Annotated in this window: 22 protein-coding genes and 3 tRNA genes; 8 read left to right on the top strand and 17 right to left on the bottom strand. The window is 70.0% G+C overall.

Annotated elements, in window-relative coordinates; all coding sequences use genetic code 11:
• Nucleotides 1-52: 52 nt before the first annotated feature.
• Complete coding sequence (locus LY41_RS14575; protein ID WP_253864526.1) at nucleotides 53-844, top strand: maleylpyruvate isomerase family mycothiol-dependent enzyme; 792 nt, start codon at nucleotides 53-55, stop codon at nucleotides 842-844.
• A gap of 24 nt (nucleotides 845-868) precedes the next feature.
• Here the strand turns inward: LY41_RS14575 and LY41_RS14570 are convergent, their stop codons facing one another.
• On the bottom strand, nucleotides 869-1,882 hold the full coding sequence (locus LY41_RS14570; RefSeq protein WP_253864525.1) for an SDR family oxidoreductase: 1,014 nt from the start codon (nucleotides 1,880-1,882) through the stop codon (nucleotides 869-871).
• Nucleotides 1,883-2,001: 119 nt separating this feature from the next.
• Here LY41_RS14570 and LY41_RS14565 point away from each other — a divergent pair, with 119 nt between their 5' ends.
• Nucleotides 2,002-2,460 carry a GNAT family N-acetyltransferase gene (locus LY41_RS14565; protein WP_253864524.1) on the top strand — a complete coding sequence of 153 codons (459 nt, stop codon included), beginning with the start codon at nucleotides 2,002-2,004 and terminating at the stop codon, nucleotides 2,458-2,460.
• Nucleotides 2,461-2,561: 101 nt separating this feature from the next.
• On the opposite strand, the gene LY41_RS14560 is transcribed toward LY41_RS14565, so the two are convergent.
• Nucleotides 2,562-3,206, bottom strand: coding sequence for a GNAT family N-acetyltransferase (locus tag LY41_RS14560; protein WP_253864523.1), 645 nt, complete (start codon nucleotides 3,204-3,206; stop codon nucleotides 2,562-2,564).
• Between the two features lie 340 nt (nucleotides 3,207-3,546).
• Between LY41_RS14560 and LY41_RS14555 the strand changes: the two genes are divergently transcribed.
• Nucleotides 3,547-3,915 (top strand): GatB/YqeY domain-containing protein, encoded by a 369-nt coding sequence (locus LY41_RS14555; RefSeq protein ID WP_253864522.1) that lies wholly within the window; start codon nucleotides 3,547-3,549, stop codon nucleotides 3,913-3,915.
• A gap of 271 nt (nucleotides 3,916-4,186) precedes the next feature.
• Here the strand turns inward: LY41_RS14555 and LY41_RS14550 are convergent, their stop codons facing one another.
• The 7 genes from LY41_RS14550 to LY41_RS14520 all read right to left on the bottom strand — a co-directional run bounded on the left by LY41_RS14550 (nucleotide 4,187) and on the right by LY41_RS14520 (nucleotide 8,657).
• Nucleotides 4,187-5,149 carry a pirin family protein gene (locus tag LY41_RS14550; protein ID WP_253864521.1) on the bottom strand — a complete coding sequence of 321 codons (963 nt, stop codon included), beginning with the start codon at nucleotides 5,147-5,149 and terminating at the stop codon, nucleotides 4,187-4,189.
• Nucleotides 5,150-5,414: 265 nt separating this feature from the next.
• Nucleotides 5,415-6,095, bottom strand: a complete 681-nt coding sequence (locus LY41_RS14545) for a hypothetical protein (RefSeq protein WP_253864520.1) — start codon at nucleotides 6,093-6,095, stop codon at nucleotides 5,415-5,417.
• 101 nt (nucleotides 6,096-6,196) lie between these two features.
• Entirely contained in the window at nucleotides 6,197-6,991 is a 795-nt protein-coding gene (locus tag LY41_RS14540) for a thioesterase family protein (RefSeq protein ID WP_253864519.1), read from the bottom strand.
• Nucleotides 6,992-7,291: 300 nt separating this feature from the next.
• Nucleotides 7,292-7,365: transfer RNA gene (locus LY41_RS14535), tRNA-Phe, on the bottom strand.
• Nucleotides 7,366-7,591: 226 nt separating this feature from the next.
• Nucleotides 7,592-7,665 (bottom strand) — tRNA-Asp (locus tag LY41_RS14530).
• Between the two features lie 89 nt (nucleotides 7,666-7,754).
• A tRNA-Glu gene (locus tag LY41_RS14525) sits at nucleotides 7,755-7,827 on the bottom strand.
• Between the two features lie 581 nt (nucleotides 7,828-8,408).
• Nucleotides 8,409-8,657, bottom strand: coding sequence for a hypothetical protein (locus LY41_RS14520; protein ID WP_253864518.1), 249 nt, complete (start codon nucleotides 8,655-8,657; stop codon nucleotides 8,409-8,411).
• 843 nt (nucleotides 8,658-9,500) lie between these two features.
• Between LY41_RS14520 and LY41_RS24100 the strand changes: the two genes are divergently transcribed.
• Nucleotides 9,501-10,217, top strand: coding sequence for a hypothetical protein (locus tag LY41_RS24100; RefSeq protein WP_372493258.1), 717 nt, complete (start codon nucleotides 9,501-9,503; stop codon nucleotides 10,215-10,217).
• 89 nt (nucleotides 10,218-10,306) lie between these two features.
• On the opposite strand, the gene LY41_RS14510 is transcribed toward LY41_RS24100, so the two are convergent.
• The gene (locus LY41_RS14510; protein ID WP_009156738.1) at nucleotides 10,307-10,510 is read right to left on the bottom strand and encodes a cold-shock protein; all 204 of its coding nucleotides are present in this window, start codon (nucleotides 10,508-10,510) and stop codon (nucleotides 10,307-10,309) included.
• Nucleotides 10,511-10,927: 417 nt separating this feature from the next.
• Between LY41_RS14510 and LY41_RS14505 the strand changes: the two genes are divergently transcribed.
• Nucleotides 10,928-12,130: a L,D-transpeptidase gene (locus LY41_RS14505; RefSeq protein WP_253864517.1), complete on the top strand. Its 1,203-nt coding sequence runs from the start codon at nucleotides 10,928-10,930 to the stop codon at nucleotides 12,128-12,130.
• Between the two features lie 356 nt (nucleotides 12,131-12,486).
• On the top strand, nucleotides 12,487-13,080 hold the full coding sequence (locus tag LY41_RS14500) for a PaaI family thioesterase (RefSeq protein WP_253864516.1): 594 nt from the start codon (nucleotides 12,487-12,489) through the stop codon (nucleotides 13,078-13,080).
• Nucleotides 13,081-13,191: 111 nt separating this feature from the next.
• Here the strand turns inward: LY41_RS14500 and LY41_RS14495 are convergent, their stop codons facing one another.
• The 4 genes from LY41_RS14495 to LY41_RS14480 form a co-directional block, all read right to left on the bottom strand.
• Nucleotides 13,192-15,870, bottom strand: a complete 2,679-nt coding sequence (locus LY41_RS14495; RefSeq protein ID WP_253864515.1) for a serine/threonine-protein kinase — start codon at nucleotides 15,868-15,870, stop codon at nucleotides 13,192-13,194.
• 22 nt (nucleotides 15,871-15,892) lie between these two features.
• Complete coding sequence (locus tag LY41_RS14490; RefSeq protein WP_253864514.1) at nucleotides 15,893-16,855, bottom strand: glutamate ABC transporter substrate-binding protein; 963 nt, start codon at nucleotides 16,853-16,855, stop codon at nucleotides 15,893-15,895.
• Nucleotides 16,855-18,267: a GlnX family signal transduction membrane protein gene (locus LY41_RS14485; protein WP_253864513.1), complete on the bottom strand. Its 1,413-nt coding sequence runs from the start codon at nucleotides 18,265-18,267 to the stop codon at nucleotides 16,855-16,857. Before LY41_RS14485 ends, LY41_RS14490 begins: the two co-directional genes overlap by 1 nt.
• A gap of 197 nt (nucleotides 18,268-18,464) precedes the next feature.
• Nucleotides 18,465-19,418, bottom strand: coding sequence for an acyl-CoA desaturase (locus LY41_RS14480; protein ID WP_253864608.1), 954 nt, complete (start codon nucleotides 19,416-19,418; stop codon nucleotides 18,465-18,467).
• Between the two features lie 404 nt (nucleotides 19,419-19,822).
• Between LY41_RS14480 and LY41_RS14475 the strand changes: the two genes are divergently transcribed.
• Nucleotides 19,823-20,188, top strand: a complete 366-nt coding sequence (locus LY41_RS14475) for a hypothetical protein (protein WP_253864512.1) — start codon at nucleotides 19,823-19,825, stop codon at nucleotides 20,186-20,188.
• A 142-nt stretch (nucleotides 20,189-20,330) separates the two neighbouring features.
• Complete coding sequence (locus tag LY41_RS14470; RefSeq protein ID WP_301297146.1) at nucleotides 20,331-20,687, top strand: hypothetical protein; 357 nt, start codon at nucleotides 20,331-20,333, stop codon at nucleotides 20,685-20,687.
• 212 nt (nucleotides 20,688-20,899) lie between these two features.
• Here the strand turns inward: LY41_RS14470 and LY41_RS14465 are convergent, their stop codons facing one another.
• The 3 genes from LY41_RS14465 to LY41_RS14455 form a co-directional block, all read right to left on the bottom strand.
• Nucleotides 20,900-21,250, bottom strand: a complete 351-nt coding sequence (locus LY41_RS14465; RefSeq protein ID WP_253864511.1) for a hypothetical protein — start codon at nucleotides 21,248-21,250, stop codon at nucleotides 20,900-20,902.
• 172 nt (nucleotides 21,251-21,422) lie between these two features.
• Nucleotides 21,423-22,316, bottom strand: a complete 894-nt coding sequence (locus tag LY41_RS14460) for a M56 family metallopeptidase (RefSeq protein ID WP_253864510.1) — start codon at nucleotides 22,314-22,316, stop codon at nucleotides 21,423-21,425.
• A gap of 8 nt (nucleotides 22,317-22,324) precedes the next feature.
• The gene (locus LY41_RS14455; protein WP_308292248.1) at nucleotides 22,325-22,687 is read right to left on the bottom strand and encodes a BlaI/MecI/CopY family transcriptional regulator; all 363 of its coding nucleotides are present in this window, start codon (nucleotides 22,685-22,687) and stop codon (nucleotides 22,325-22,327) included.
• Nucleotides 22,688-22,788 lie beyond the last annotated feature (101 nt).

The following is a 22,788-nucleotide window of genomic DNA, read 5'->3' as shown; positions in this document are numbered from 1 at the left end:
TCCGATGCAGTTCACGACGTCGTGTCCACCGGAATCGGGAGTACCCGCAGCCATGCTCGAACCGACTGTGGAGCCCACGGCCGAGGCGGCCCGCACCGCTGCGCAACAGTTCATCGACCTCGCACTGTCGGCCCTCGACCCGGCGACCCCGGTGCCCGCGACCCCGCCGTGGACGATCGCCGATGTCTTCGGCCACGTCGCGATGGAACCACGGCGCTACCGCGATCTCGCCCGTGGCCAGGGCTCGTGGCCGTCGCAAGCGGCCGAGCTGCCCGCGTTCAACGCCGAGCAGGTCGCCTCGCTGCCCACCGGCGACCTCGGCAACCTCGCCGGCCTGCTGCGCGCCGACCTCGACGGCTTCCTCGCCACGATCGACGAGCTCGGCCCGGACGCACGGATGATGTTCGACGGCGACCAGGAGATCCGCGTCGACCGTTCGCTCGGCACGCTGCTCGGCGAGTTCCTCGTGCACGGCCACGACATCGCGACCGCTCTCGGCAGGCGGTGGCCGATCGACCCCGAGTACGTGCCGATGGTGCTGACCGGAATGCACCAGATCATGCCGGGCTGGGTCGATCACGACGCGGCTGCTGGCCACACGGCGACCTACCACGTGCGGCTGCGCGGCGGTCCCATGCAGATCTACGCCTTCCGTGACGGTGCCCTGACCATCGGGGAGAGTGGCCGTCCACACGTACGCATCTCGGCCGACCCGGCCACGTGGCTGCTGCTGGTCTACGGCCGCGGCAACCCGACGCGCGCAACACTCACCGGGAAGGTGCTGGCCTACGGCCGCAAGCCCTGGCTGGCGCCCGGCCTGGCGAACCGGTTTCTGCCGCCGTGACCGCGCCCGTCACCACCGCGCCCGTCACCACCGCGCCCAGGAGTCGGGGCACGTTCCGTCGACGTCGGTGACGCCGTAGGCGCGTGCCAGGTCGCCCGCCGTGACGGAACGCTGGTTCCACCCCGCGCGCTCGGGATCCGCGGCGAGTGCGGCGATGCCGCGCCCGACGAATCGCGGCGTCTCCGACGTCGCGAAGTCCTCCGGGGCCACCGGACCGTCGGCGCGTCCGGGGTCGAGCGCGTCGCGCCAGGTGTCCTCGGTGACGCCGAAGTGCTCCAGCATCATCTCCGAGCGCAGCCAGCCCGGCGTGACTGCGACGGCGCTCGCCCCGTGCGGTGCGAGTTCGTGTCCCTGGGAGAAGGCCAGCCGGTTCACGGACGCCTTCGCGAGGTCGTAGAACACCGAGATCCGGTAGGACGACGCGTTGATCTCCGTGGTGCCGTCGGTGACCTCCACGAGCAGCCCGCCGGGTTGTTCGACGAGCAGCGGCAGCAGGAAATGCGACGTCACCAGGTGCGTCTCGACGGCGAGCCGCACGATGCGCAGGCCGACGTCGAGGTCGTGCTGCCAGATCGGGGTGTTCCACTCGGCGGGGCCGCCCTTGAGCTGCTCGCCGCCCCAGATGTCGTTGACCAGCACGTCGAGGTGGCCGAATTCGCCACGGACCCGGTCGGCGAGCGCGCGCACCTCGTCGTGTTCGAGGTGATCCACCCGGACGGGTACACCCGTGCCGCCCAGCGACGTGACCAGCTCGGCGGTCTCCTCGATCGTCTCGGAACGGTCGTAGTCCGACGCCGCGTTGCCTGCGCGCGAGCTGCGGCCCGTGCAGATCACCGTCGCGCCCGCCTCACCCAGGGCCGCGGCGATCCCACGGCCCGCACCACGCGTCGCCCCGGCCACGAGCGCGACCTTGCCGTCCAGGCTCCGGCGCCCGCTCACGTCACCGCTCTCGTCGCCGGACACGTCAGCGTCACCCTCCACGTCACAGCCCACGTCACAGCCCACGTCACCGCCGCCGCCCACGTCACCGTCCGGCATGACAGCCCCTTCCCATGACAGCCCCTTCCCATGACGGCCCCCTCCTCCGCTCCCGTCGATGGTCGCCCGTGACGCTACTCGCGACGTCCGACAATTCCGGTGCGGCGAGAATGCGCAGCATGGACGAGATGACGATCCGCGCCGCACGAGACGACGAACTGCCGTTGCTGGCCGGCATGCGCTGGCGCTGGGTGATCGACCGCGGGGACGAACCCGCCACGACGCGCGGCGAGTTCGTCGACACCTTCGTCTCGTGGGCGCGAACCCACTCCGAGGAGCATCATCCGCTGGTCGTCCTGCGAGGTGACGAGATCATCGGCATGGCGTGGCTGGCGCTGCAGGCGCGGGTGCCGTCACCGCACGCGACCGACCGGGTGGTGGGCGATCTGCAGTGTGTCTACGTGACACCGGAACATCGGTCGGCCGGTTACGGCGATCGGCTCGTCGAGGCGGTACTGACCCGGGCCGGGGAGCTGGGGCTCGAATGGGTCACGGTGCATTCGAGCCGGCGCGCGGTCCCGGCCTACGAACGCCGGGGATTCGCCGTGTCACCGCGCCTGCTGCAGGTCTCACTCTGACCCGGCGGAGCCGGCACGCGGTCCCGCCGGTCCGCCGCGGGACTGCCGAGCCACCGCGGGATTGCCGAACCGCCGCGGGGCCTGCGCGCTCGGCCCGGCGTTCACTCCGTGGAGCGCACCATGGTGAGCTGGTGCACCGGCCTGCCGTGGTGACGAACGCCCGGCACCGGCACGACCTCGCCGTGCGGCGTGAACCCCATGCGCGTGAAGAACCGCACGGCGCGTTCGTTTTCCTGCACCGTCTGCAGGTGACAGCCCGCGACGCCCTGTTGTTTCAACTGGGACAGGAAGTTCCGCACCATCCCTTCCGCCGCTCCGCTGCCGCGCGCGGTCTCGGCGACGTTGAGGTGCAGGTGAGCGGGCCACCGCTCGTCGTGGAGCTCGCCTGCCGTCCCGCGCCTGCGTAGCTTGGCCACGGCCAGGTCACGCACGCTGCGGACGAGGAACCGCCGCGCAGCGGGATTCTTCAGCAGCCGGTGCTGCCGGATCGCGGCCGCCAGCCTCGCGTCCTCACCGGCCAGCAGCTCGGGGGACGGGCAGCCGACGAGGTATCCGACCAGCCGATCGTCGCGTTCGGCCAACCACACCGACCCCGGCACGGCGTCGAGATACGGGTCGAGGTAGACGGCGGCCTCCGATTCGGGATCGCCCCACAGCGATTCCGTGGGCGATCCGTTGCCGGCATAGGCGAACAACTCCCGCAAGGCGGGCCGATCACCACTGCGATAGGTACGAACGGTCAGCATCGAGATCACCTCGCTTGGGGAGCGCTGCGCGAGCGGTGACCGGCCGCTCCCGATGTCGGCCGATTCTCCCTCGCACGACGGAAAATCGTGGCCGAGTGGTGGCATCGGCCTCCACTGTCCAACCTTGACACACGCGCACGGGCGGCCGCACGATCAGCCCGCGGTGGCCGACGGCGGCGAGGGAACTCGCGACGACGTCGACTGCACGGACTCCGACGGCTGGTTCGATCTCGTCGACCGCAAGAACGACCGGATCCGGAGGCCGTGTTGCGGATTCCGGGGGCCGTGTTGCGGCGAAAACGGGAAGCGTGTACCGGCGCGGCGTTGCTACGTTACGCCGGTGACGGAACAGGTGACCGAGCTGCGCGCCGCCATGCGGACGGCGTTGAAAGATGCCATGAAGACGAAGGACAAGGGAGCGACGTCAGCGTTGCGTTCGGCTCTCGGCGCCATCGACAACGCCGAAGCCGTGCAGGCCGAAACCGCTCCCGATGCGGGTTCGGACAACGTCGCGGGAGCCGTGGCCGGGGTCGGCACGGCCGACGTCGCACGCCGGGAGCTGACGGGCGAGGACGTGACCGGCATCGTGCGCTCGGCTGTCGACGAACGCAGGGCGAACGCGGCCGATTACGACCGGCTCGGGCAACACGACGCAGCCGAAGCCGTCCGGTACGAGGCGTCCGTGCTGGCCCGGTTCGTGGACGGCTGAACCTACGTCCGAATCGGCTGGTGGGCGAGGCCCGGTCGCACGAACGACCCGCACCCGTACCCGTACCCGTACCCGTACCCGCACGATGGCGTGGACCGGCGCCCGCGTCCGCAGGCTCCGGGCAACGCCCAGGTGCAGAACACGCGGTGCCGAATGCAGGACACGCGGGGCTGAGTGCAGAACACGCGGGGCGGACCCGAACTTGCAACACGGGCCCCGGAAAGCGCAACACGATCCCCGGAACCTGCAACACGGCGTCGAGGGCGGGGAGCTAGCTGCGCGGGCGCAGGCGGACGTTCGGCAGTTCGGGGGCGGGGATGGTCTGTTCCCATTCCTCCGGCATGCGGCCGAACCGGCCCGGCGTGCGCGACGTGCGCTCGTGCTCCCATTCGCGCCGGTACTCGGCGATCTCGTCGTGTGAACGGCCGACGAAGTTCCACCACATGACGATCTGCTCGTCGAGTGGTTCGCCGCCGAGCAGCAGCACGCGCGTGTCGGACTCGGCGCGCAACGTCAGGGTGCCGGGCCCCGCGGGCTGGTGGACGAGCATGCCCGCCTCGGCGGTCACCCCGGCTGTGTCGACCGATCCCCGGTCGACCAGCACGCCGTGTTCGAACGTCGGATCGACGTCCAGCTGCAGCTCCCGCCCGGCAGGCAGGGTGAGCTCGGCTCCGAGCAGCGGCGTGAACGTCCGTACCGGCGAGACCTGCCCTGCGAGTGAGCCGAGGAAAACGAGCAGCTGCGCGCCGTCGACGTCGACCGCGGGCGGCGCGTAGTGCTGGAACCCCGGCCGGGTGAACCGCTCGGCTTCGGGCAACGCGAGCCACAGCTGCACGCCGTGCAGCACGTCGGTGTCGGCGGTGGAGAACTCGGAGTGCGCGATCCCGGCGCCCGCCGTCATGAGGTTGAGCTCGCCGGGGCGCACATACGCGTGAACGCCGGTCGTGTCGCGGTGCTCGATCTCGCCGCGGAACAGCCACGACACCGTCTGCAGCCCGGTGTGCGGATGACCTGCGACGCGCATACCGCCGGTCGCCGACACGTCGTCGGGGCCGTAGTGGTCGACGAAACACCACGCACCGATGAACGACTGCGCCCGCTGCGGCAACGTGCGGCGCACCGCCATCGCCCGCGGACCGCCGAGAGGCACGCTGCGCGGTTCGAGCACGCGCCCGCGGTCGTTCGGTGCCGACGTACAGGTCAGCTCCTCGGGTGTGGCCTCGAGATTGCTCATTCCCGCCTCCAGGTGCTCGTCGGATCCACGCGCGCCGCCAGGTCCACGCGAGCGTCACCGTTCACCATGCCCGACGCGCTGCCACGGGACATCGCGCACGTCGACCGACCGCGGCGGCCGGAACGGCACGCGCGGTCGAGCTGTCCGACGCCCGCGGCACCGTCACCGCCGTCGGCTGACCGGCCCCGCCTGCGGCCGTCGTCCGCGGCGCCGTCGTCCGCGGCGCCGTCGTCCGCGCAGGCCGGCCCGGTGTTCGCCGCCCGCCTCAGGCAGGAGCGCAGCCGGCCGGGTCGGCCTGCACCACGGGCGCGTTCTCGGCGGCACCGTGGAACTCGGTCCGTCCGTGCAGGAGGACCGTGTCGCGCCGGACCGCGTAGCGGGTGCGCACGCCGTCGAGTCCGGTTTCGGTCCGTTCGGCGCGCACGGTCGTGAAGGTCGCGCCGCCGGTGACCGGTTCGTGGCAGGTATACGACGCCGCCGACGTCGCACCACCACCGTCGTGGAAGGCGAACGGCACCCCGTCGGTGCCGGTCACACGCACGAGCCCCTGTTCGGGGAGGTACGTGAACGCGGCGAGGGTCCGCGTGTTGGCTCCGGTCGCGATGGTGACGACGACGTCGTCGGCACCGTCCCTGCCCAGGTCGGCCACGCGCGGATCGAGCTGCAGCCGTCCGGGCACGTCCGCGGGGAACGCCGATTCCACATAGGAATGGTCGGCGAAGCGTGCGGACACGACACGGTCGTCGCCGCGGTCGCGCACGGTGATCAGCTCAGGGCCACCGTCGCCGTCGATATCGGCCTGCACGGACGCCGAGTCCGGCACGTCGCGGTCCCCGTCGGCCATCGATACGCCCGGTGCCGCCAGAGCTCCGCTCAGCACGGCGGCCGTCGTCAGGCCCACCGTTCTCGGCACGTTGCCCGCGCGGGTGTTCCCGGCAGTTGTCATCGCAGCCCCCTCGCGATGTCGACCCGCGCCGTGTCGCGCGGACTCGCTGCCAGGACGAGGTGAGCGTGCCCGCGGGTTGCACCCGCCGTTCGAAACGGCCGTTACAGGGGGCGGACGGTGAGGATCTGCTGGGCGTGGCCGACGTGACCGCGGAGGTCGTGCAGGGCGGTGCTCGTGATGCCGCGCCCCTCGGGGCCGAACGTGACGGTGGTGTCGAGGCCGGTCCAGCCCGGCTCCGGGGTCCGGTGCAGGTGGACGGTCAGGTCGACGTTCGGGAACATCCACTCCGTCGGTGGCCTGCGCACGGCGATGCCATTGGCCGCGTCGACGTGCGTGACGAACGAGGCGAACGGTCCCGCGGATTCACCGGCGACGAGATCCAGGGTGTGCGCGAGCCAAACCGTGCCGCGGCCCGGTTCCGGCGACGAGACCGGGCGGGCGTCTAGGGAGGCGATGTACCCACCGGACCACAGCTCCGACATCCCCCACGGTTCGAGATCGTCCGGTGGGGTGAGCGGCGCGTCCTCACCACCCGCGACGGACGCGGTGTCGCCCGGGGTCAGCAGCCATGCCCGCGCGCGTACCGCGGTACGGCCGCCGAGGTCGGCCACGGCCTCGACCAGCTCGATCGTCCGCCCCGGACGGATCACCTCGACCCGGATGTCGCATTCGTCGAGGGCGAGTGTGCCGAGGATGTCGAAGCTGATGCGGGAGACCGCGAGCGCGCTGCCGCGTTCGTCGCGGTCGCGTTCGATGGCGTGGGTGATGAGTCCCCCGAGAGGGCTGAAATGCTGTTCGTCCGGGTTCCACGCGCCGCTCGTGTGCAAAGTCGGCTTGTACCGCCGCTCGTCGATGCGCTCGTAGTAGCTGCGCGGATGGTCGATGCCGGTACTCACCAGGCGGGCTCCCTCTCTCCTCGGTCTCCCCGGTGAAGATAGGCGATGAGCAGCGAATCTAGTACGTTACACATGTCTCGTCCCGCGACATGGCCATCGCCGGGTGACCACGAGCCGCCGGACAAGGGACGATGAGTCGCCGAACGCGACGGAGTCGTCGCCGGGCGGTTGCTCATGGAAGGGCGACTGGGACCCGAACTGAGCACCCGACACGAAAACGGCCCTGATACGACAGTGGCCCTGATACGAAAACGGTCCCTGCGAGAGTCTCGCAAGGACCGTTTTCGCTCGTCAGCTACGTGGCCAGGGCCGGGGTCGAACCGGCGACCTTCCGCTTTTCAGGCGGACGCTCGTACCAACTGAGCTACCTGGCCGTTCGCTGTTGTACACAGTAGCGCATGTGTACAACAGCGCGTGCGGCGGGTCCGGTCGCGCAGGGCAGCGACAGTTGCGGAGCGGCACGACCACCACTGTCGAAACCGCCCAGCGCCGAAACCGCCCAGCGCCGAAACCGCTCAGCGCCGAGACCACCCGGCGTCGAGAACTCCCGTCGATGCGAAAGGAGCGGGTCCGTCTCATGACGAACCCGCTCCTTCGATGCGACCCTGACGGGACTTGAACCCGCGACCTCCGCCGTGACAGGGCGGCGCGCTGACCAACTGCGCCACAGGGCCTTGCTGTGTTCCGACTGTCGGGTTCCGATGACCGTCACCCGAGCCGGCATTCTGTTGTCAGCTGCACGTCTCACGTGCAGTGTACTGCGTACTCCCAACGGGATTCGAACCCGCGTCGCCGCCTTGAAAGGGCGGAGTCCTAGGCCGCTGGACGATGGGAGCCCGGCCCGGTTTCGGATAACCGACCCGACCACGCTCTCCAGGTCGTCTCCCCGGGAGCGATGACTACTTTACGACACCTGCCCGACTGCCGAAACACCGGGGGCCAGTTTTGCCCTGACCTGCGAAAACTTCCGCACCGGTGGAGTTCGCCGCCGGCGCCCGCCGAACCCGCCGACACCCGAGGCCCACTCGATCAGCGGGACGACCTGGATCACTCCGGATGACCTGGATCACGCCGGATGACGCAGCGCCCGGACGACACCCGGCCCGGCCACACAGCGCCCGGATCCGTGACGTCGAGGCGTCCACCACCGCCGCCGGGTTAACGACGCCCCACCGGGAGCTGCCAACCCGGTGACAGCACGGGCGAACCCGGCGCAACCGCGTTGCCCTGCACCGTTGCCGGCAATTAGCGTGACGAAGTGCTGTCCAGGTGCACGACCAGGGGGTGTGCACCTGGACGCACACGCTCACCACGTGCCACAGCCGCCACGGCCGATTCGACCCGTCACCGGGTCGAATCGGACGACGAGGCGGCGGGAGCCTGCGACCAGCGGCCTACGGACCTGCGAGCGATACCGCTAACGCTGGGCCGGCACGTTGCCGTCGTCATCGGGTGTCAGGCCGAGCATGCCGAGCAGCTCCGCGCAGTCCTCGACGTCGAGCGCACCGGAGGCCACTGCGATTCGCGCCCTGCGCACCTGATCGTCGGACACCCGCGGCGCCTCCGCCTGTCCCGAACGCTGCCCCGGAAGCCCGCCGACATCGGAAACCTGCCCTCCTCCCTCTTGCCGAAGGAGAAACTGCCGCACTTCCACAGATCCGCTCATTGCTCCTCCAAGGGGCTGCGCCGGATCGCAGACGGTCCCCCGCGTCACGGGCTTCCGCCGGATCGAGGGGTGGTCGAGTACCGGCCTCGGCGCCGAGGCTAGCCACGCGGCGATCACAACCCCAGCCCCCCGCAGAGTGAACTCCCGGCCACGCAGCGAACTCGGCTCGTCGGTCGCACCGGGCCCCGCCAGGAGCGTGCGACGACCCGGAACGGTCCGTGTCGCGCAATTTCCGTACGTCGTGCCTGCCGACGAAAGATCTCGCGGACACAGCGTGCCGTCTCCGGAAGAATGTCAACCTATTCGCGGTAGACACGGCGGAGTACAAACCGATGGCGATCCGCCAGTACCGACTCGTGGCCTTATTTTCATCCACAAGTCTCGCCACTCGCGGCCGGATCGTGTAACAATCGACGTGCTGACGCACCCCCGGTCAGCGCCTGTGGAGATCCCCTCCGGCCCCCGCGTTCCTCCCCCTGGCGCGGGGGCTTCTCCATTTCTGCAGCACCCTCCATTTCTGCAGCACCTTCCGCGCATCCGGATCGCAGCGGTGGTCACGGCCGTTTCAGTCGCTCGTTCGCCACCGGCGTCCCGGCCCCGCACTGCACCTCGGCAGCATTCTCCGGTCGGCGGCAGCATTCTCCGGTCGGCGCAGTCCGCAATCCGCACGGCATCGGAAATCACGATCCGTGCAAGAATCCACAACGCGGCTCGGTTGTGCCCACACGAACGGCCTATCGACATACTCGACGACGACAAGCTGACGATGGCAGTCCGTCACGCGACGTGTCGGAAGCCATGTCGCGTGCACGTCGGTGAAACACAACCGTTATCGTGGCCGCCGTGCCTAAACCTTCATTCGGACGGCTGTCCGGCCGCGGCAAATCCGGCTCCAGACGCCGGGACGACGCGGACAACGCCACGCCGCGCGCCGCCGCACCGGCAGGCCGCGACGACACCGACGACCACGGCGGCGAGGACCAGGAGCTCTCCAGCTACCTGAAGGCCCTCGCCCCGGACAACGACGTCGAGAGCACCGGCTCCGGCAGGAAGTTCGGCGAAGCGCAGGTCTACCAGCTGCGCATGACCCACGCCGCAGGCGAGGAACTCAGTGAGCTCGCCGAGGCCCGTGGCACCTCGCCGCAGGCGCTCGCGCTGGAATGGGTACTCGAGCGTCTCGCTTGGGAAGCGGAGTCCGTACCGTCCGCGGACCCGGCCGGCGCCGAGGCGGCGCAACCGGAAGCCGGGTACCGGGAGTCCGAGCACCGGGAGTCCGAGTACCGGGGCAGCATGTTCCAGGACGAGCACCAGGACGCCGGGGTCCGGGCGGCTCCGTACGCCGAACCTCCGGCTGCAGCCCCGGGCGAGGACGTTCCGCGGCCCGGCGAGGACGTTCCGCGGCCCGGCGAGGACACCGATCCGCACGGTCGCGCGGTTCCGCCGCTCGCCGCCGCACCCGGGGGACCGCGCCACGCGTCGGGGCCCGGCCGCATCGAACCGGAGGCCCGCACCGACGAGCACTTCTTCGACCGCTCCGGCTGGGACGCACCAGGCCGCTGACCGGCCCCGAAACGCAAGTGAGCCCCCGGCGACGATGTCGCCGGGGGCTCACTTGTCAGTCAGTGAAAGTCAGTAGGTGACGCACGCCCTCAGAGAGCGCGGACCTTCTGAGCCTGAGGGCCCTTCTGACCCTGGCCGACCTCGAACTCCACTCGCTGGTTCTCCTCGAGGGTGCGGAAGCCGCGGCCCTCGATCTCCGAGTAGTGGACGAACACGTCGCCCTCTCCGCCGTCCTGGGCAATGAAGCCGAAGCCCTTTTCGGCGTTGAACCACTTCACAGTGCCTTGCGCCACCGTTTACTCCTCGTTGCTGTTGAGCTGGACCCCACCGCAGTGAGGTCCCGGCCGATCCGGACGGTTCCAACGAGGTTCTACGAAAGAGCGCATGTCCGCCTCACGCCCCGCGTTAGAAGTTCCGCGAGTGTGAAGCCACGAACACGCAAAACAACGGCCACTTCGCAGCCTACCCCTCCTCCGTCTTTTGGACAGCCCCGCATCCGGATTGGTCCGACCGGGCCGATCGACCCCCGAACAGGTTTCGGCCTCCTCCATAGCGGCCATGTCACCTGGGTAGCCGCATGGTCACGGCCGGCGGCGATCGGAACGTTCGAACCAACCAGCGAGATGTGATTACCATCACTATTCTCGAATTCGTGGCGAAGACGCGGTCGCGGCCGCATCCGCCGGGGACTTCGAAGGGGGCGAATCGGCGTGACGGGGAGACAACCGACCGGGCCCGGTCGCAGATCCGCGCAGGTCGTTGCACTGGCGCTGACGGCGTTGCTCTGGCTGACGGCCTGCACCGGGACCGCACCCCGGCAGGGCAGCGCAGGCGCACAGGGCGCTGAGCCCGAGCCCGCACCCGCGGCCGAGGTCAGCCTCCGGCCCGGTGACGGTGCCACGGACGTCGAACCGCGCGACGAGGTGTCGGTGACCGTCGAGCACGGCAGACTCAGCGAGGTCACGCTCGCCAACGGCATGGGCGAGCCGGTCGACGGCGAACTCGCCGCGAACGAGCGATCGTGGACGACCACCGAACGGCTCGGCTACGACAAGGTCTACCGCTGGAAGGGCACCGCGACGAACGCCGACGGCAAGGAAACCCCGGTCACCGGCTCGTTCCACACCGTGAAGCCGGCCGCGATCCACGGCGCCAGCCTGAACGTCGGCGACGGCGGAACCTACGGCGTCGCCATGCCGATCTCGATCACGTTCGACGAACCCGTCGAGAACAAGGCGGCGGTCGAACGAGCGCTGTCGGTCGAGCCGTCCAACGCCACCGAGGGTTCGTGGGCGTGGCTCGAACTCGACACGGCCGTGCACTGGCGCCCCAAGGAGTACTGGGAGCCCGGCACGGAGGTGTCGGTCCACGGCGACCTGTACGGCCTCGCGCTGGGCGACGGCGCCTACGCCGAGAGCGACCTGTCCTCGACGTTCACGATCGGCCGCAGGCAGCTCGTGCGCGCCAACACGCAGACGCACCGGATGAAGGTGTTCGTCGACGGCAACCAGACCGCCGACTACCCGGCGAGCTTCGGACTCGACTCCGACCCCGGGCGCGTCACCCGCAACGGCACCCACGTCGTGATGACCAAGCACTCCGAGTACTACATGACCAATCCCCAATACGACTACGAGGACTTCCGGGTCGAATGGGCCGTGCGGATCTCCAACAACGGCGAGTTCACCCACGCGGCCCCGTGGTCGGTGGGCAGTCAGGGCCACACGAACGTCAGCCACGGGTGCGTCAACCTGGCCCCGGCGGACGCCCTCGAGTACTACAACCTGGCGCAGACCGGCGACCCGTTCGAGGTGCGCGGCAGCAGCGTGCCCCTCGGCCCGCGGGACGGCAACTACCACGACTGGTCGTACTCCTGGTCCGAGTGGACGTCCATGTCCGCGCTCCAGGACTGACGTCCGGCGTCGTAACCCGGTCCGGTGCCCGCCTCACCACCCGAGCTTCGACAGCGCGGCCTGAACGGTCTCGGCTGCGACCTCGCAGTAGTGCTCACGACCGCTGTCGACGTCGGCGGTGCGCACCCGCAGCTGCACGTGCCACCGCAAGCGGTGAGGCCCAGAGCGCAAACCGCTGCCACGACGTGCCGTGCTGCCCTCGTCACGATGATTGCGCTCCCCAAGAGTGAGGCCGAGTCGACCCGACCGGCCGCTCCGACCGGAACAGTCGTGCCAGCCGGCAACCAGCCGCGGCATTCACCACAGATCGGGGCCGCAGGCGAGGCCACGGCCGAGCGGCCGGATAGCTTGACCCGATGAGTTCACGCACCGACAGCTGGCCGCCCGCCGACGCCGAGCCGGTCGGCCCGCACGCCGACGCACCCGCCCCCGGCACGCAGCTCGCCGAGCACTACGCCGAGTGCTTCGGGTGCGGCCACGAGGTCGAATCGGGCCTGCACCTGCAGTCCACGGTCGCCGACGACATGTCCGTCGTGTCGACGTTCACCGTGCAGAAGGATCACCAGGGCGCTCCCGGCCTGGCCCACGGCGGGCTGCTGGCGTGCGCGTTCGACGAGGCCCTCGGGTCGGCGGTCGGCAATCTGCTGCGCAGGCCGGCCGTGACCGCCCGACTGGAGACCGACTTCGTCGCGCCCGTACCCGTCGGCTCGACGCTGCACATCGCGGCCAAGCTCGACGGCGGTTCCGGCCGGAAGACGTACGTCAGCGCCGAAGGTCGCCTCGACGCCGCCGACGGTCCGGTCGCGCTGCGCGCCAGGGCACTGTTCGTCACCGTCGGGGTCGAACACTTCACCACGCACAGCGACCCCGACGCGCTCGACAAGTTCCGCGAGACCAACGCAGCCGAGGCCGTGGCCACCGAGGACAGGGGCTGGGACGTCAACCCCTGATGTCCGCGGCGGTGGCGTGGTCGTGGCTGCGGTGACGATGCGCCCCGAAGGGCACTTTCGGGGCGCTCAACAACCCGCGGCCTGATCACGCCCCGCGGCCGTCATACCTTGTCACGTCAGGGTGCGGGGCCGCAGGGTGTTCGCCTGGTCGACGAGCTCGATGCGCTCGGCGGTCGTCGACACCAACCGGGCCAGCGATCGGTAGTGCTGCTCGAGGCCGAATCGCACGTCGCGGTCGCGCAGCGCGCACCCCACCACCCGGGCACTGTCGGACGCCTCGTTGGAGCCGACCCACGCCAGCGCTGCCGACAACACCTCGATCGCGAGCCGCGTCCGCCGCTCGGCGTCCAGGTGCAGCCGCTCGAATCGCACGCTCGCGTCCACGAGGTCGGCCTCCGTCACCGGCCTGCCCTCGAGCGGCGTGATCTTCACCTTGATCGCCGCCAGCTGCGCGGACACGTGGTGCGTCGACGTCGCCGGCACCGATTCGAGCACCTCGATCGCGCTCGCCCGCGCCCCCTGCGCCAGGTACACCCGCGCCAACCCGAACGCGGCGCTCACGTACGACCGGTCGGTGCGCCACACCAGCTCGTACAGCCGCGACGCGCCGAAGTACTCGCCGGTCGCCTCCGCGCTGAACGCCATCGCCAGCTTCGGCGCCGTTTCACCCGGCAGCTCGTCGTAGACCGTGTCGAACGCGACGTGCGCCACCCGCGCACGCCCGCCCGCGAGCTCGATCAGCCCGCGATACCAGTCGATCCGCCAGTCGTGCGGGAACCCGGCCTTGATCGCCAGGTACTGCGCCGCCTGCAACTGCCGGTTGGCCTCGGCCAACTCGCCCAGCTCGATCCGTGCGCGCACCACCCGCAGCCGCACCTCGATCGACTCCCGCGGCGCGCCGGCCAGCGCCTCGATCGCCGCCCGCGGATCCGCACCCAGCGTCGCGGCGAGGACACCCGCGCCTGCGTCGTCAGTGTCGACCTGCGGCACGGGAAGTCCCGACACCACTTCGACCGGATCGGGCAGCGGCACGTCCTGCCCACGCTCGGGCACCACCATGTCGACGCCGAACGTGTTCGTCTCCGGACCGAACACAGTGGACTGCCCCGGACGCTGTTTCCCCGTTCCCAGTGCCATGATCTCGCGCAGCACGCCCGTAAGCTGGTCGGCCATCTCCTCGGCGGAGGTGAACCGGCGCGCCGGATCCGCATTGGTCGCGCGTCGCAGGAACCGATAGTACGAACCGAACAACTTGAACAGCGGAACGTCGTCCTGGCTCGGCAGTGTCGTCTTGAACTTCGTGGTGTAGCCGGTGAATTCGAAGCTCAGTACGGCGAGCGTACGGCCGACCGTGAACAGGTCCGACGCGACGGACGCACCATCGCTCGCCAACTCCGGTGCGCTGTAGCCGCTCGTGAAGAACAGCGGACTGTTGTAGTCGTCCATCCGCCGCACGGCACCCAGATCGATCAGCTTGAGCTGATCTCCGGTCTGGATCACGTTGTCCGGCTTGAGATCGCAGTACAACAGGCCCTGGTTGTGCAGATATCCCAGCGCGGGCAGGATTTCCAACCCGTACGCGATGACCTGCCCGATCGGCAGCGGTTCGGCGCGCCCGCTCTCCCGATGGTGGTCGAGCGCGAGCTGACGCAACGACTGCCCGCCGATGTACTCCATCACGATGTAGTCGACGGCCCCGCCCGTTTCCGGATCGGGGTGCTGCACGAAGTTGTAGATCTTGACGATGTGCGGATGCTCGACCTCGGCGAGGAACCGCTTCTCGTTCACGGCGGCGGCCATCGCCGTCGCATCGCCGGTATTGATCAGTCCTTTGAGGACGACCCAGCGGCCGTCGACGTTGAGGTCACGCGCGAGATAGATCCAGCCGAGCCCGCCGTAGGCGAGCGCGCCCAGCACCTCGTACTGCCCGCCGACGAGATCTCCCGGCTGCAGCTTCGGCACGAACGAGAACGGTGTGCCGCACTTGGTGCACGTGCCCTGCGGATCTCCCGCGTCACCGTCCGAGCCACGGCCGACCTTCGCGTTGCAGCTGCTGCAGAAACGCTTCGACTCCGACACGACCGGGTCGGACAGCACCGCCTCGGCCGGGTCGCGATAGGGCACCGGCGGCACTTCGACCATGCCCGCGCCGAGACCGCCGCGGGCCGCCGTACGTCTCGACGTCCGCCGCGACGTCCGCGAGAACGCACCGCCGGCAGTACCCGCACCGGACCCCGTCCACGGGCCACTGCCGGTACCACTTCCCGCACCGCTCCCGGGGCCGCTACCCGGGCCACTCCCGGGGCCGCTCCCGGGGCCACTGCCCGGGCCGCTTCCGGGCGCGCTGCCCGGAGCGCTGCCGGGGCCACTCGTGTACCCACTGGGCGGGCCCATACCGTCGCTCGGACTGTCCGATTCGGACGGCGGCAGGGGTGGCATGACGAGCTCGGTGCCCGGAGCGTGGTCGAGCACACTCGTCGACATCGGCTCGGGCGGCCCGCCCGGCGGCTCCGCTGCCTGCGCTTCCTGCGGTGCCTGCGGTGACTGCGGTGCCTGCGGTGACTGCGGTGACTGCCGGCCCGGCGGTACCTGCGACGGCTGCTGCGGTGCCTGCTGACCCGGCGGTTGCTGACCCGGCGGTTGCTGGCCGGGTGGTTGCTGGCCGGCGTTGTCCGGAGCGGCATGCCGGGGCGTTCCGCCGTTCGGCCACGCCGGGGCAACGTACTGCGTGTGCTGCTCGTCGTCCTCGTTCGGCGCCGCGTGGCGAGGGTGACGTGGCTCGTCGGTCACAGGTTGCCTCCTCGGTTCGCGGTCACCGGTACTGCGGCTTCGGCGGTTTCAGGTTGCCGAGCACCCGTTGCAGCCCCCAGTGCCGGAACCGGTCGCGCCACATGTCCTGCCGGAAGTCCTCGAGCGTCGCGTTCACGAACCGGACCATGTCCTTGTTCCCCTTCGGGACGCCGACGCCGTACAGCTCCTCGGACAGCGGCGGCCCGACCACGCGCGTCGACGGGTCCTCCTCGGTCATGCCCGCGAGGATCGTGTCGTCGGTCGACACACCCGAGACCTGGCCCTGCTGCAACAGCACGAGACAGTCCGTCCAGTTGTTGGTCACCACGGGCTCCGGCTTCGGGTCGGCCTCGGCGAGCCTGCCCACCGACGTCGAACTGCCCGCGGCGCACACCTTTTTGCCGCCCAACTGCGAAATGTCCTCGATCCCGGACTTCTCGGTCACCAGCACCCGCTGCGCCGCCTCGAAGTACACCGACGAGAACGCGACCTTCTGCAGCCGCTGGCAGGTCACCGAATAGGTGCGCACGACCACGTCCACATCGCCGTTGACGAGCACGCTCTCGCGCTCGGAGGAGTTGATCGCCTTGAAGCGGATCGTGTTCGGGTCGTAATCGCCGAAGATGTCGTGGGCGATCTCCTTCACGACATCGATGTCGAACCCTTCGAGCTCACCGGTCTGCGGATTGCGGAAGCCCCACAGATTCGTACTCTGATCCACTCCCGCGATGAGGTAGCCGCGTTTCCTGATGTCGTCCATTGTGGAACCGGCGGGGATCGAATCGTTCGGCCGCAAGCTCTCGCGCGGGTTGCAGTCCGGTGCCTCCGAACCGCCCTGCTCGATCTTCCCGGACACATCGGTGCCGCCGGGCATCGGCCGCTGCACCGATCCGACCGGGGCGGGATCCACGGGCGTTCCCGCCGACCCGCATCCGGCCACCAACGTCGCCACCAGCACCCCGGCGAGCCATGTCCAGCGTTTCATCAGCGGTACTCCCGAAGACGTTCACGGATACCGAGGATCGAGCCCAGCATCGCCACCAGCGACAACACCGCGAACCCCGGTGAGAGCAGCGTCAACGCACGCGAAGCATTCGTCGTGTCGCCGAGGAACAACTGCCTGCTGTCGGCGATCCCCCTGGCCAGGTCGCCGTCGAGGCGCGTGAACGCAGCCGTCGCGCCCTCGTCGCCCTCGGTCTGGATGGCCAGTTCGACCGCGTCCCCGTAGCGGCCGCCGTTGTCGAGGTTGCGCACCTGCCCGTGGACGTCGCGCCACGCCCCTGCGCTGCGAACGGCCGCATCGACGTGGTCGGCGGCCGGCAGGCCCTCGGTGCCTTCCCTCGCCTCACCGAGCAACCCGCCCTCGCCGTTCGCGCCGGACAGCTGCCGGATGGAAGCCTGGTACTCCTCCTCGTACGCGGTGCCGTTGCCGCGGGCCAGCAGCGTCAGCGTCTCGTCGGTACGAGCCTGCAGCGCCGCGATCCGGGCCTGCACCATGACGTCGGTCTGTTCCGAGCCCGAGGACTGACCGCTGCCGACGAGCACGCTCTGGACCGTCACGGCCACCGCCGACCACAGCACCGCCAGCCCGACCGCGATCGTCGCCACGACCAGGCCGACGTTGAACACCCGGTTCGTCTTGCGCTTGAGACACACCTGCGTGGCGATCAGCGCCGCCAGCAACGCCAGCGCCAGCAGGCCGGTCAGCCACGGCACGGACATCGCGTCGTCCTGCTCCTCCGCGAGGCGCTCGACGTCGATCTCGTACAGCGTCTTCGCGGCAGGCAGGATCTCCGACCGCATGAGCTCCGAGGCCTCGGCGAGATAGGCCGCGCCGACGGGGTTGCCCTGGCGGCTGTTCGTCCGCGCCGTCTCGACCAGCCCGGTGTAGACCGGCAACTGCCGCGACAGCACGTCGACCTGCTCCACGGCCTCGGGGTTGCCGGCCGAATCGCCGGCCGCCTTCGCGAGTGCAGCCCCGGCGCGGGCGACGTCGAGGTCGTAGCGATCCCGCAACGCGACGCCTTCGGAGTCGGCGTTGAGCAGTGTGCCCGCCGCGGTGGCGTCGGCGTCCGACAGCGAGCGGTAGACCTCCTGCGCGGCCGCTGTCAACGGCTCGCGATGGTCGACGAGACCGTCGATCGTGGCCTTGCGCTCACTGAGTTCGGCGCTGGCGACCGTGCCGACCAGCAGCGCGAGCAGGGCAAGCCCGACACTGATCAGCGTCAATCTGCCCGGCGACGTCGCCGCCGAACGACGCAGGCCGTGCACCGCCGCACTCGGCAGCCGCACCAGCCATGCGAACCCGGAGCGTCCCCCGCGCGGCTCACCCGCGGGTTCCGGTCCGGGCACCTGCTCCTGCCCGTCCGGACCGTGACGCGTCACGGTGCTCGTCATTGTCCCTCCACCCAGTTCGCCTGCCGCGCACGACCGTAGCCGAGCCGCCCCTCCTGCAGGCCACGGACCGGTGCAACAGACGAAGATCGTGAAGATGTCGTATCACGAGCAACGGGTGCGCCGAGCCCCTGCCACCCGAAACGAGGAGCCGCCCGACCGAGGCGGCGACGCCCGGTGACCAGCGAACGGGTGGGCCGCTAGCGAGCCAACCTGGTGAGACGGGTCGGGGTCGGCCAGCGGACCTTCGTCGCCCAGCCGAGCTTCTCGAAGATCCAGATCAGCCTGGCCGAGATGTCGAGCTGACCACGCAGCACGCCGTGGCGGGCACAGGTCGGGTCAGCATGGTGCAGGTTGTGCCATGCCTCACCGAACGAGAAGACCGCGAGCGGCCAGAAGTTCGCCGCCTTGTCCCTGCTGCTGAACGGACGTTCGCCGATCATGTGGCAGATCGAGTTCACCGACCACGTCACGTGGTGCAGCAGCCCGATCCGGACGAGACCGGCCCAGAAGAAGGCCGTCACGCCGCCCCACACCGACCACGTGATGAGCCCGCCGAGCAGGGCCGGCAGCAGGAAGCTCGCGAGCACCCAGACCGGGAAGAGGCGGTCGACGGTGCGGATGTCCCGGTCACCCGCGAGGTCGGGGGCGAACCGCTCGACGTTCGTGACCTCGCGGTCGAACAGCCAGCCCATGTGCGCGTGCCAGAAGCCCTTCGCCAGCGCGGCGGGTGACGTGCCGTACCGCCACGGTGAATGCGGGTCACCCGCGCGGTCGGAGAACGCGTGGTGCCTGCGGTGGTCCGCCACCCACGTCGTCACCTGGCCCTGCGCCGACATGCTGCCCGCGATCGCCATTGCGATGCGCAGCGGCCGGGCCGCCTTGTACGAACCGTGTGTGAACAGCCGGTGGTATCCCGCCGTCACTCCGAGACCGCTGACGACGAAGAACGCGGCACCGATCGCGATGTCGATCCAGCTCAGGCCCCACCCCCACGCGAACGGCACCGCTGCGGCGATCGCCACCAGCGGCAGCAGGACGAACACCTTCACGGTGACGTGTTCCGGCAGGGAGGTCCGACCGGACGTGACCGGCTTCGGCCGCCGCGACCCGGCTGATTCGTGAGTTTCCGCGTCAGTGGAGACGGGGGACATGGACACCTCGTGTTGGTTACGGCCCGCAGGGGCCTGCGACCTCGCTCGGGCACCCGGTGAGATGCCGGGTCCGGCGGTCGCGGCATCCGCGGTCGGATGTGCAGGGAGCGCCCCGTGCGGGTTCGGCACGGCCGCGGGAAGCGGCGGACTGGGGCTCCGATCTATCGGGGTCGTGTTGGCAACTGCCCGGCCGTCTGCCACCGACGCTACCGCAGGAACCGGCCACTGACCATGGCCTCGCACCGGCATCCCGCGACGCCGAACCCGCCGGTCCGGCGTCGCGGTACCCGTACCCGCGCGGCCGACTCGGCCGGCCGTCACCGGACCGGAGACGAACACCGGCCGCGGACCGGTCGGCGGCATCCGGGTCGTAGACTACGAGCGGTAGTAATCGTGGAGGTCCGGTGATCACTGGCTATGCGATCGCGGTATCCGCCTGCGCGGCGGGAATCGCGGTATGGGCGTTCGTCCTCGTCGTGCTGCACCGCGAACCGGAGAAACCGCTGCTCGTAGGCGTTGGCGTGCTCGAGGCACTGCTCGCCGTGCAGGTCGTGATCTCGGTGGTCATGCTGATCGGTGGTGGCGAGCCGGGCAGCATGCTCACGTTCCTGGCCTATCTGTTCGGCTCGTTGCTCGTGCTGCCGCTGGGAACCGTGTGGGCACTCGCCGAACGCACGCGGTCGAGCACCGCGATCCTCGGTGTCCTGTGTCTGACCGTCCCGGTGCTGTTGCTGCGCATGGTCGAGGTATGGGGCGGGGCCAGTGCCTGACGAACCCGCGAGCCCGCAGTACTCGAACCCGCAGTACTCGAACCCGCAGCACTCGAGCCGTGGGGGTTCGAGCCGTGGGGGTTCGAGTCACCGGCGCCCGAGCACCGAACGACCCGCGACCGCCAGCGGCCCGGGGCGCGTCCTGATCGTCGTCTACGCAATCTTCGCCGTGGCGGCGACGTCCCGCGCCGCCGTGCAGATCGCCACCCGATTCGGCGAGGCACCGGTGCCGTACGCACTGTCCGCGTTCGCGGCGGTGGTCTACCTGCTCGCGACGTTCGCGCTCGCCCGCACCGGAACGACCTGGTGGCGCGTCGCGCTCACCGCCTGCTCGGTCGAGATGACGGGGGTGCTGGTCATCGGCGCGCTGAGCGTGTTCGACCGCGCCGCATTCCCCGACGCCACGGTGTGGTCAAACTTCGGCATGGGCTACCTGTTCATCCCACTGGTGCTGCCCGTCGTCGGCCTGCTCTGGCTGCGCAGGACCCGGCCCGCCTGACGCAGGGCGCGACCGTACGGTGCGCACGGTCAGCCCGCCTGGCCGAACAGCACGAACGCCGCCGTGGCCGCGACGACCGCACCGCCCCACCGCGATGCGCCCACCACCCGGGAACGGCCCGGCGCGCAGCAACTACACGCCGTACGGCACGAGCGCGGCGCGCCTGCGGTGATCACGGGACATACCGGAACCCTGGCGACGCGGCTGGTCGTTCACACCCACATCGCGGCGATCACGATGTTGACCAGCGTCGCGGCGGTGAGGCCGTAGAAGACGTTCTTGCCGGTGTCGGGGCGGCGCCACAGGATGTGCGCCAGCACGAGCACCACGACGGCGACGCCCAGCTTGACGCCGATCTTCATGTGGTTGGCCTCGCCGCCGACGAGGCCTGCCGACACGATTCCGGCGAGCGCCAGACCCGTGACGACCTGGGCACTCGCGCCCCACAGCATGATCTTGCCCGCCTGCTCGGCGTGGCCGACCCACCGCACGACGATGCCGCTCACGAGATACGCCATGCCGAGCAGGTGGAGCACGACGAGGAGGTTGTAGACGATGTCCATGCGCGGAATCTACTACATCTCGTAGCAACGCGGCTGCGGGTACGAGAGAACGAGTGTGAGCAGGCACGAGTAGGTGGCGGCCACGAGTAGGTGGGCGACCACGCGGGGGCCGAGTGCGAGGGGGCGAGCGCGAGGCGAGTGCGAAGGTGCCTTTGGGGGAACTCGACCTCGCTTACAGCGGGACCGCGAACAGCGACACCGATGTCGCCAGCGCCGCGACGGCCACCGCACACGCCAGCGGCCACGCAAGCGGCAACCTGCCGCCGTCGGGGTTGCGCAGCCTGCGGATCCGGGCCAGCACCAGCGCATCGGCCGCCGCGAGCGCACCCGCAGGCGTTCCGCCACCGCTGCCGTTGGCGCGGAACCGCTCCAGCGCACTCGCCAACGCCTCCCGGCCCCGCGACCGTGCAGCGCGATCGTCGGCACACATCTCGACGAGCAGCTCGATCGTCGAACACACCCTGGTCAGCAGCGTGCTGGCCGGCAGCAACCGCCGCAACGCCTGGAACGGCGCGACGACGAGGTGGTGCCGTTCGCGCGCGTGCGCGCGCTCGTGAGCGAGGACGGCGTCGAGTTCGTCATCGGTGAGCAGCCGCTGCGCACCCGCGCTCACGACGATGTGCGGGGTACGGCCGGGCAGGCAGTACGCCACGGCGGCGGGATGGTCGACCACGAGCGCATCCCTGCCCTGGGCCTCGCCGTCCTGCGTCGCGACGAGCTGCAACAGCAGCCGGTGCCGTGCCCGCGCGCGGGCCGTACTGACCAGACAGAGCAGCTGATTCACCACGAGCCAGCCGCCGACGGCCAGACCGAGGCCGACCGCGCCGAGATGCCAGACGTCCAGCTCCCGGAACCGCCACGGCAGATCGACGAGTGCGGGCAAGAGCCCGCGCCCGAACGGTTCGAGACCGAACGACAGCAGCGCGCCGACCGCCGACACGATCAGCGCCAGCGAGCTGAGCTGCCACAGCACCAGCGCGGCACGTGGATGCGAATGGGTCCAACGTCCGCGCAGCAGCCAGAGCGACACGAGCACGGCCGCCGTGCCCGCTACGAGGTGATGCACGGCGAGTGTCACGGTGATTCGCCCCGCTCCAGTGCCTTCCGCAGCGCATCGGCCTCGTCGGTGGTGACCGACTGGGCGAACCGCACCAGCGCGGAATCACGGTCGCCGGTCATCTCCAGCGCTTCGAGCATCAGTTCCGCGACGTACTCCTCCCGGCTCGCCTCCGGCGCGTACAGCCACGCCCGCCCCGACCGCTTCCTGCGCACGACGCCCTTCGCCGCGAGCCGGGTCAGCACGGTCATGACGGTCGTGTACGCCAGACCGCGGTCGACCAGCTCGTCGTGGACCGAACGTACGGTGGCGGGTTCGGCCCGCGCCCAGAGCACTTCCATCACCGCGCGCTCCAGTTCACCCAGCTTCGCCACGTCCACCCTTTCTCCGTGATTCCACCCGAAATTCAACCACGACCCGCAGCGCAACGGGTGCAGCTTGTGATTCGTTCGGCGAGAGGACGCTCGGCGGATGGGGGTGT

It is taken from the genome of Prauserella halophila, from assembly GCF_024171895.1.
GTDB classification, from domain to species: Bacteria; Actinomycetota; Actinomycetes; order Mycobacteriales; family Pseudonocardiaceae; genus Prauserella; species Prauserella halophila.
This window is presented reverse-complemented; position numbering and strand designations above follow the sequence as displayed.